9 protein-coding genes, 1 other RNA gene and 1 pseudogene are annotated in these 9,228 nt (G+C 36.9%); 6 read left to right on the top strand and 5 right to left on the bottom strand.

The annotated features are described in order from the left end of the window. From ACIQ2S_RS08555 to rsfS, 3 genes and pseudogenes are all read right to left on the bottom strand, one after another. Positions 1–365 (bottom strand): annotated as a pseudogene (locus tag ACIQ2S_RS08555) (lactate utilization protein B/C); the annotation flags it as partial. A gap of 112 nt (positions 366–477) precedes the next feature. Further along, a complete protein-coding gene (gene ftsH / locus ACIQ2S_RS08550; RefSeq protein WP_396174985.1) occupies positions 478–2,412 on the bottom strand; it encodes an ATP-dependent zinc metalloprotease FtsH in 1,935 nt (644 codons plus the stop codon). A 26-nt stretch (positions 2,413–2,438) separates the two neighbouring features. Then, entirely contained in the window at positions 2,439–2,810 is a 372-nt protein-coding gene (gene rsfS / locus ACIQ2S_RS08545) for a ribosome silencing factor (protein WP_396174983.1), read from the bottom strand. Between the two features lie 95 nt (positions 2,811–2,905). Here rsfS and ACIQ2S_RS08540 point away from each other — a divergent pair, with 95 nt between their 5' ends. From ACIQ2S_RS08540 to ACIQ2S_RS08525, 4 genes are all read left to right on the top strand, one after another. Continuing rightward, a complete protein-coding gene (locus tag ACIQ2S_RS08540) occupies positions 2,906–3,637 on the top strand; it encodes a biotin--[acetyl-CoA-carboxylase] ligase (protein WP_396174981.1) in 732 nt (243 codons plus the stop codon). Between the two features lie 94 nt (positions 3,638–3,731). After that, on the top strand, positions 3,732–4,751 hold the full coding sequence (locus tag ACIQ2S_RS08535; protein WP_396174979.1) for a quinone-dependent dihydroorotate dehydrogenase: 1,020 nt from the start codon (positions 3,732–3,734) through the stop codon (positions 4,749–4,751). 99 nt (positions 4,752–4,850) lie between these two features. Further along, positions 4,851–5,453, top strand: coding sequence for a LysE family translocator (locus ACIQ2S_RS08530; RefSeq protein WP_396174977.1), 603 nt, complete (start codon positions 4,851–4,853; stop codon positions 5,451–5,453). Between the two features lie 191 nt (positions 5,454–5,644). Continuing rightward, the gene (locus ACIQ2S_RS08525; RefSeq protein WP_396174975.1) at positions 5,645–6,508 is read left to right on the top strand and encodes a hydroxymethylglutaryl-CoA lyase; all 864 of its coding nucleotides are present in this window, start codon (positions 5,645–5,647) and stop codon (positions 6,506–6,508) included. 82 nt (positions 6,509–6,590) lie between these two features. On the opposite strand, the gene ACIQ2S_RS08520 is transcribed toward ACIQ2S_RS08525, so the two are convergent. Next, complete coding sequence (locus ACIQ2S_RS08520) at positions 6,591–7,664, bottom strand: glutaminyl-peptide cyclotransferase (protein ID WP_396174973.1); 1,074 nt, start codon at positions 7,662–7,664, stop codon at positions 6,591–6,593. Positions 7,665–7,751: 87 nt separating this feature from the next. Here ACIQ2S_RS08520 and ffs point away from each other — a divergent pair. Next, positions 7,752–7,850, top strand: an RNA gene (gene ffs / locus ACIQ2S_RS08515) — signal recognition particle sRNA small type. A 182-nt stretch (positions 7,851–8,032) separates the two neighbouring features. After that, positions 8,033–9,043 (top strand): enolase C-terminal domain-like protein, encoded by a 1,011-nt coding sequence (locus ACIQ2S_RS08510; protein WP_396174971.1) that lies wholly within the window; start codon positions 8,033–8,035, stop codon positions 9,041–9,043. A gap of 34 nt (positions 9,044–9,077) precedes the next feature. Here the strand turns inward: ACIQ2S_RS08510 and ACIQ2S_RS08505 are convergent, their stop codons facing one another. Continuing rightward, on the bottom strand, positions 9,078–9,206 hold the full coding sequence (locus ACIQ2S_RS08505; protein ID WP_396174987.1) for a hypothetical protein: 129 nt from the start codon (positions 9,204–9,206) through the stop codon (positions 9,078–9,080). Positions 9,207–9,228: the final 22 nt, after the last annotated feature.

Here is a 9,228-nt window from a genome sequence, read left to right as displayed (position 1 = left end):
TTAGATGTTAAAAGTACCGAACCTTCATCGGCTATAAGATTTTCACAACTACTCAACAAAAATTTGGGCTCTTTTGGATTTACGTGATTTAATTTATTTTCCTCGAGTAGGTATGATAAGGAAGGTTCATAACAAACCGCATCACATTCAAACCAATCATTTTCTTCCAGTATGTTAAGGAATTGTTCTTTGAGCTCTTCTTGGGTTTCACAATACAGAAACTTACCTCCATTTTTTTTAAAATTGAAGGTAAACAATTCATCCGTTGGAATTTTGGTCTCAGGGTTAAAAGGACTCACTTCTTTTTCTTTATTCTCTTCGGATGAGTCATTTCCTGAACCAAACAACTTTTTAAATAGGCTCATATTTCGTTTGGAAAACTTAATTTTCAGTTTGAAATCGTTCAAAGATAAAAAAAACTCAATTCAAAAATGATATCGAATTGAGTTTTTTATAATTTTCGTTAAAAAAATGTATTTATTCCGTAAGTGGGATTGCTATTTCTTTGTCAAATGGTCGCTTGCCAAAAATGGTTTCCAAATCATCTTTAAAAATCACCTCTTTTTCAATTAAAATATCGGCCAATTGAATCAGCTTATCTTTATTGTCTTCCAGCAATTTGATGGCTCTTTGGTATTGTTCCTCAATTAAATTTGAAATCTCACGATCAATAGTAACTGCAGTTTCCTCTGAATAAGGTTTAGAGAAGTTGTACTCACTTTGCCCCGAAGAATCATAATAGGTTATATTTCCTAATTTATCATTCAATCCATAAACCGTTACCATTGCTCTTGCTTGTTTGGTTACTTTTTCCAAATCACTTAAAGCACCGGTAGAAATTTGATTAAAAACGACACGTTCTGCAGCACGACCACCCATGGTTGCACACATTTCGTCCAACATTTGTTCGGGTCGCACGATCAATCGCTCTTCAGGCAAATACCAAGCAGCTCCTAAACTTTGACCTCTTGGAACGATGGTTACTTTTACTAAGGGAGCGGCATGTTCCAACATCCAACTGGTAGTTGCATGACCGGCTTCGTGCACTGCGATGGCTCTTTTCTCCTCGACTGTCACAATTTTATTTTTCTTTTCTAAACCACCTACGATTCGGTCAACGGCATCTAAGAAGTCTTGTTTATCTACTGCTGTTTTATTGTTTCTAGCGGCAATTAATGCGGCCTCGTTACAAACATTTGCAATATCTGCTCCTGAGAATCCCGGTGTTTGTTTGGCTAAGAAATCAGTGTCTAAACCTTCTTGCTTTTTCAAAGGTTTTAAATGCACTTCAAATATTTCTTTGCGTTCCCTAACGTCCGGTAAGTCCACATAGATTTGACGGTCAAAACGTCCGGCACGAAGTAAAGCTTTATCCAATACATCTGCACGATTGGTAGCTGCTAAAACGATGACATTTGAATTGGTTCCAAAACCATCCATTTCTGTCAGCAACTGATTCAAGGTGTTTTCTCTTTCGTCGTTAGATCCGGAGAAATTGTTTTTTCCACGAGCTCTACCCACGGCATCAATTTCATCAATAAAAATTATTGCAGGCGATTTGTCTTTGGCTTGTTTAAATAAATCACGCACACGTGACGCTCCAACACCTACAAACATTTCGACAAAATCGGAACCTGAAAGGGAGAAGAACGGCACTTTTGCTTCACCGGCTACAGCTTTCGCTAGCAAGGTTTTTCCTGTTCCCGGTGGGCCTACTAATAAAGCACCTTTTGGTATTTTTCCGCCCAAAGCGGTATATTTTTCAGGGTTTTTCAAAAATTCAACAATCTCCTGAATTTCTTCTTTGGCACCTTCTAATCCGGCTACATCTTTAAATGTAACTTTGATATCGTTCTTTTCATCAAACAGTTTGGCTTTCGATTTACCGATGTTGAAAATCTGTCCGCCTCCGCCACCGGCTCCACCACCCGACATACGTCGCATGATTACAATCCAGATAACCACTATGATTAAGATAGGAAGTAAGCTAATGAAAATGTCACTCCAATTATTTTTAACTAAAAAATTGTAATCGGCAATTTTACTTTGCGTTTTGGCTTCTTCCAGTTTTTTCTGAAAAAGTTCATCATTACCAATATTATCTAATTTGTAATGAGCACCTTTATTTTCTCTACCAAAGGCATCTTTTACAACATCTTTGTGTTTGGTATCTTTTAAAGCGTCTTTGGTTAAATAAATATCTGCTTCACTTTTGTTGAAGACCAACACTTTTTCTACTTGTCCGCTATTTAATAATTCATTAAACTTGGAAGTTGAAAGTTTATTTGGTTCTTGGAAAGTGCTTCCGCCACCTAGAACACTTACAAAAATAAAAATCGCGGCTACTGCTACATAGATGAGCCACGGATTAAACTTAAATTTATTTGGACTTGGATTATTTTCGTTGGCCATAGTTGAAAAATTCTTTTTAGCAATTTTTAGTATTTATTCTCGATAATGGTGATTTTAGCATCTCCCCACAATCCTTCAATGTTGTAAAATTCTCTGATTTGTTTTTGGAACACGTGTACTACAATATCTACATAATCCATCAAAACCCACTCGCCGTTGTCGTTTCCTTCAACATGCCATGGTTTGTCTTTTAATTCTTTGGATACAGTTTTTTGAACAGAGTTTACAATCGCATTCACTTGGGTGTTTGAATTACCATTGCAAATTACAAAGTAGTCACATACAGTATTTTCGATTTCGCGTAAGTCTAAAATCTCGATATCATTTCCTTTTACTTCTTCAATTCCTCTAATGATGTTGGTTAACAAATCATCTTTACTTATTTTTTTATTCGCCATCTACAATTTGATATATTTTCGCAAAGTTACCATTTTTTGTGTTTAAATTTGAACCTTAACACAAGATTACCAGTTGTTTTTTTAACATTATTTCTATGAACATAATCAAACTCGATGCCACAACCTCTACCAATGACTATTTAAAGAAATTAATTGCTTCGCAAGTGGTGGAGAATTTTACAGTTGTTACCACTTTTAATCAAACTTCCGGCAAAGGACAAATGGGGTCTATTTGGATTTCGGAAGCAGGTAAAAACCTAACAATGAGCGTTTTGATTAAAGACTTATTGACCGATGTACATCAAATATTTGATTTGAATGTGGCAGTTTCTGTAGCAGTTGTAGATGCATTAAAAGAGCTAGGGGTTTACGATGTATGTGTCAAATGGCCCAACGACATTATGTCAGGCAATTTTAAATTGGGAGGTATTTTAATAGAAAACAGTTTTAAATCCAATGGTGAAATTGTTTCAATTGTTGGAATAGGATTGAATATTAATCAAAGTAATTTTAATGATTTACCGCAAGCGGCCTCTATTTTTACAAGGATAAAACATACATATGAAGTAGATTTTGTTCGTGATGAATTGTTAAAACACATTCGAATTGCCGTTGCTAAAGTGATTAATAAACAAGTTGATAACTTATGGCAGTTATATCACGATTATCTATTTAAAAGAAATGTTCCCATGACTTTTGAAACCCCATCGGGGAATCGATTCATGGGAATTATTCAACAAGTTAACACAACCGGTTTACTGGAAGTGCTCCTAGAAAATGAACAAGTACAATTTTTTGACGTGAAAGAAGTGAAAATGTTGTTTTAGGGAGTGACTGAGTAGCAAAGATGCTGAGAAACTGTAAACAAATCTTTTCAAAACGAAATCCTTTTAACTACTTTTGCATTTCAATTCAATCCTTATGTATAAAATCCTAATCCGACCACTTTTGTTCTGTTTTGATCCGGAAGAAGTGCACTATTTTACTTTTTCATTGATTCGTTTTTTAAACAAAATTCCGGGTTTTGGTAAACTTTTTAAAGCGATGTACGAGGTTAAAAGTCCAAAGTTGGAGCGGGAAGTTTTTGGTTTGAAGTTTAAAAATCCTGTGGGTTTAGCTGCAGGTTTCGATAAGGATGCGAAGTTATACAAAGAACTTTCCAATTTAGGTTTTGGTTTTATAGAAATAGGTACTCTTACCCCAAAGGGTCAGGAAGGTAATCCGAAAAAGCGTTTGTTTCGTTTGAAAGAAGATTCGGCCATCATTAATCGAATGGGTTTTAATAATGGCGGCGTTCTGGAAGCGGTGGAACGATTAAAGAAGAATACAGGCGTCTTGATAGGAGGAAATATTGGTAAGAACAAAAATACACCCAATGAAGAAGCAACGTCGGATTATGAAATTTGTTTTGAAGCATTGTTTCCACATGTGGATTATTTTGTAGTGAATGTGTCTTCGCCCAACACACCCAATTTACGAGCTCTACAAGACAAGGAACCACTCACGCAATTGTTGCAAACACTTCAAAATTTGAATTTGGCAAAACCAAAGCAGAAACCGATTTTATTAAAAATTGCTCCCGATTTAACGGATGATCAATTGTTGGACATTATCGATATTGTAAAAGAAACCCAAATTGCGGGCGTTATTGCAACAAATACCACACTTTCGCGTGAAGGATTGCAATCGGCAAATAAAAGCGAAATAGGTGGTTTAAGCGGCAAACCCTTGACCAAACGTTCCACAGAAGTGATTCGTTTTTTAAGTGAAAAAAGCAATAAAGCGTTTCCAATCATTGGGGTAGGAGGCATTCATTCTGCCGATGATGCGATTGAAAAATTAAACGCCGGTGCCAGTTTGATTCAATTGTACACCGGATTTATTTATGAAGGTCCGGGGTTGATTAAAGCAATCAATAAGCGGATTTTAGACGAAAACTAAAGTTGTAGGTTGTAAGTTGTAAGTTGAATTCTAGTTGGGACTTACTACCTACAACTTACAACCTACAACCTACAACCTACAACCTACAACTTAAAACTCATGTACTCCTTCCTACTTGCCTCCATCGCTCTTACAATTTCTCCGGGACCGGATATATTGTATGTGATGACCCAAAGCATTTCCAACGGAAAGAAGTTTGGAATCGCCACAGCAGCAGGATTGGTTTCAGGAATTTTGGTGCATACAACCTTAATTGCTTTAGGAATTTCGGCAGTTCTCAAACAATCAGAAATGGTATTTACCGCCATCAAAATTTTAGGTGCTTGTTACTTGCTCTGGATTGCTTTTCAAGTATACAAAGCTCCGTCATCGATTACTTTTTCAAAAGAGGGAAGTCCGCAAAAATCTGTTCGAGCCCTATTTAAACAAGGATTTATCATGAACGTGCTCAATCCGAAAGTGACTCTTTTTTTTCTGGCTTTTTTCCCGGGGTTTATTGATGAATCGTTAGGGAATGTGACACAACAAATTTACTTCCTCGGCTTTTTGTTTATGCTGCAAGCCTTTTTGATTTTTTCCTTTGTTAGTATTGTCGCTGATCAACTCACTATTTTTATCCGCACCAATCAGAGGTTTGCCCTGTTTTTAAAATGGTTGCAGATTGTTGTTTTTGTGGGTATCGCGGTCTTGATTTTGGGATAGTTTTTAGTTGCACAAAGTCCACGAAGATTTTTTAAATTCCTCAAATTTTTCAAATCTGTGTTCTGATTAAGTACGGAAGTTCATTGTTGGACGAACAACTTTAAACAACCTTAAACAATCTTAAACTTTTAAACCATCTTAAACATATTCCCCTTTTCAAAAACAAAATACTTTCCTATATTTGAGCACCTATGCAACCAATCAAAATAATTGAATGTCCGCGTGATGCTATGCAAGGCATCAAAACCTTTATTCCAACAGCGAAGAAGGTAGCATATATTCAATCCTTATTACGCGTAGGGTTTGACACATTGGACTTTGGGAGTTTTGTTTCACCAAAAGCCATACCGCAAATGGTGGATACCGCGGAGGTGTTGGCACAACTCGATTTGTCGCAAACCCGCAGTAAATTGTTAGCGATTATTGCCAATACCAAAGGGGCCGAATTGGCTTCAGAGCATAAAGCCATTAAGTATTTAGGTTTTCCGTTTTCGATTTCGGAGAATTTTCAAATGCGAAATACCCATAAAACCATTGCGGAATCCATTATTACCTTGCAGGAAATTTTGGAAATAGCTAATCAATCCAATAAGGAAGTGGTGGCGTATTTATCGATGGGATTTGGAAACCCGTATGGCGACCCATGGAATGTGGATATCGTAGGCGAGTGGACTGAAAAATTAGCAGGAATGGGTGTCAAAATTTTGTCCCTTTCGGATACTATTGGCAGTTCAACACCTGAAATTATAACCTACTTATTCTCAAGTTTGATTCCGAAGTTTTCTTCAATTGAGTTCGGAGCTCATTTACATACGACGCCCGATAAGTGGTTTGAAAAAGTAGATGCAGCCTACAAAGCCGGTTGTAGACGTTTTGATGGAGCTATACAAGGTTTTGGCGGCTGTCCGATGGCAAAAGACGACCTAACAGGTAATATGCCGACAGAAAAATTATTGTCGTATTTCACGACTCAAAAAGAAACTACGAATACCAGTCCGATGAGTTTTGAAAGTGCGTATAATGAAGCGACGAAGTTGTTTAGGGAGTTTCATTAAAGTTGCGGGTTACGGGTTGCGGGTTTCGAGTTTTACGCGATACAAAACTCGCAACCCGCAACCCGTAACCCGTAACCTGCAATTACTCCACCCGAATCTCAAACATTTTATCCCAATTCTTACCAGTAACAAAAATAGTTTTTGTTCTAGGGTTATATGCAATCCCATTGAGTACATCGATATCCGGATGTTGTGTCACTTTCTTCTTTAAGTTGGATAAGTTGATGATCCCTTCGATGGCTCCTGTTTTTGGGTCGATGATGGCGATAGCGTCTTTCTGATACACGTTTCCGTAGATTTTACCGTCAATCCATTCCAATTCGTTCAATGCTTTTATTTTATTATTACCGGAATACACGTTGATGTAATCGGTCATTTCAAATGTCTCCGGATTCATGATCCAAATTTTTTCAGTACCGTCGGTTTGGTAAAGGTTGGTTCCATCGTTACACAAACCCCAACCTTCAATGCGTTTGGAGTAATTAAAAGTTTTTAATTGTTTCAAATTATCCGCATCGTATATAAATCCAATTAAACTCGTCCAAGTTAACTGATAAACTTTATTATTTAAAACCGTAATACCTTCTCCAAATAAATCATCGTTTAATTCAACAATTTGATGCACTTTTCCTGTTTTGTAATCCGTTTTGCGAAGACTTGATTTTCCTTTGGTTCGAGTGCCACTTCCTTCACCATTTCCGGTTCCTTCATACAAGGTGTCACGGTGAAATTCCAGTCCTTGTGTATAGGCTTTAATGTCATGCGGGTAGGTATTTACAATCGTATATGAAAGTAATTTTGGTGCTACATTCGACACTAATTCTACTCGGTATTCCGTTTCTACATACTCGTTTTCAGCATAAACTAACGCTTTCAAATTTTGATAGCCTAATTTCTCATTGGTAAAAGCAAATTCTGTTTTTTTATTGCCTTCCACTTTGGTAATCTTTTTACTGTTTAAATAGTAAATGATACTGTCAATGGTCTTATTTTTGTTGTTGACAATTTCCAAAGTTGCTTTTTCACCGGCCTTAAATTGCGGTTTTAAAACGGCGGTATTAAAAGAAAACCATTCCGCTTTGTCTTTTTTTGAATCTTCACAGCCGATTAGTGCTGAGGCTAATAAAATGAATGAGAGTAATTTATGTATTTTCATGATATTTCTTTACTAATGCGGACAAATATAAGGATTTGAAACGATTAAAATTACTTGCGAAAACATAAAAAGATTGTATATTTGCAGCGGCAAGTCCTACACGACCAGCTCCTGCAAACTCCTCCAGGGTGGGAACACAGCAAAGGTATGCGGTTGTAGCGGTGCGATGTAGGTCGCTTGCCATTTTTAATCTGAACTTTTAATCTGAACTTGTTTCAGATTCCCCTCTTCACTTTTTCAGATTCTCCTCCTTACTTTCCTATTTTTTTTATCATATATGACTTATGTATTTAAAAATTAATTGATTTTACACTTTTCCTTGATCATAAGTTTTCTTTCCTTTACTTTCGTTTTTCTAAACTACATCCATGCAAATCAACTGGAAAATAGTACGCCATCAACTCAAAGAACCTTTCAAAATTGCTTACGGCGTTTATAATTTTCGGAAAGCACTTATAGTTTCTCTTTCATATCAAGGAAAATCAGGTTATGGCGAATGCACCGAAATTGATTACTACCATATTCATTTAGAAGATTTTGTGCATACTCTTGAACAATTGCAATCGCAATTTTCTTCTATTGGAATTATACATCCGCGAGATTTTTACCAACAACTGACTACTTTTTCTTTACATCCCTTCTTGCAATCGGCTTTGGATTGTGCGTATTGGGATTTGTATGGCAAATGGGTCGACCAATCATTCGGACAATTGAATCAATTGGAAACGGCTACATTTCCTCAGTCGTCTATTACCATCAGCATGGACGAAGAAGCATTGCAAATTGCCGCCATCAAGAATTCGGAGTGGGACTATTGCAAAGTAAAAGTCAATCATTGGTCGCATTCCCTGCGGGACCAATTGTTGCAAACAGGAAAGAACATCAGTATTGATTCCAATGGCAGTTTTTCACCGGAGGTTTGCAACGCAATCGCTAGCGACCCACTTTCCAAAGAGTTTTTGTATTTTGAACAACCGATGCTGAAAGGAGCTGATTCTTATAAAAATTTAAATAAAAGCGGTTTTGCCAATTGGATGGCCGATGAGGATGTGCAATCGATCGACGATTTGGAATTGTTACAACCACATTACAAAACTTTGAATATTAAAGTGATGAAATGTGGGGGTTTGATACCCACTTTAGAACTCTTGAAAAAGGCTAAAGCAATGGGATTTCAACTAATGATTGGTTGCATGACTGAATCTACTATTGGTATTTCTGCCGGAATTGCGTTGGCTTCTTTTGCGGATTATTTGGATTTGGATGGAGCGAATCTATTGGCGAATGATGTGGCAGCGGGTTCGGAAATTGTGAATGGGAGAGTGGTTTTGAGTGATGGAGCGGGTTTGGGGATTCGTTTGATAGATTCAGGTTTTTGATGTGATGTCGGGTCGCACGGCTTGGTTTTTTCCTCTAAATCCTAGATTTCAAGTCCATCCTTTCATGCAATATTCTCAGAACTTCAATTTCTTTTGGAATAATGATTCGAAAGAAAATGATGTGATGATTACTTTTGAAGCCTAGCAAACCTTTGGTTACGATGTCATATTGTTTTCCAAAACTG

The organism is Flavobacterium sp. (genome assembly GCF_044371705.1).
GTDB lineage: Bacteria > Bacteroidota > Bacteroidia > Flavobacteriales > Flavobacteriaceae > Flavobacterium.
The sequence above is the reverse complement of the archived record's forward strand: the minus strand, read 5'-3'. Positions and strand labels throughout refer to the sequence as shown.

Excerpts from the sequence above, each read along its gene's own strand:
- ACIQ2S_RS08520 (WP_396174973.1), bottom strand. The coding sequence starts at position 7,664 with ATGAAAATACATAAATTACTCTCATTCATTTTATTAGCCTCAGCACTA.
- ACIQ2S_RS08510 (WP_396174971.1), top strand. The coding sequence starts at position 8,033 with ATGCAAATCAACTGGAAAATAGTACGCCATCAACTCAAAGAACCTTTC.
- rsfS (WP_396174983.1), bottom strand. The coding sequence starts at position 2,810 with ATGGCGAATAAAAAAATAAGTAAAGATGATTTGTTAACCAACATCATT.
- ftsH (WP_396174985.1), bottom strand. The coding sequence starts at position 2,412 with ATGGCCAACGAAAATAATCCAAGTCCAAATAAATTTAAGTTTAATCCG.
- ACIQ2S_RS08525 (WP_396174975.1), top strand. The coding sequence starts at position 5,645 with ATGCAACCAATCAAAATAATTGAATGTCCGCGTGATGCTATGCAAGGC.
- ACIQ2S_RS08530 (WP_396174977.1), top strand. The coding sequence starts at position 4,851 with ATGTACTCCTTCCTACTTGCCTCCATCGCTCTTACAATTTCTCCGGGA.
- ACIQ2S_RS08535 (WP_396174979.1), top strand. The coding sequence starts at position 3,732 with ATGTATAAAATCCTAATCCGACCACTTTTGTTCTGTTTTGATCCGGAA.
- ACIQ2S_RS08540 (WP_396174981.1), top strand. The coding sequence starts at position 2,906 with ATGAACATAATCAAACTCGATGCCACAACCTCTACCAATGACTATTTA.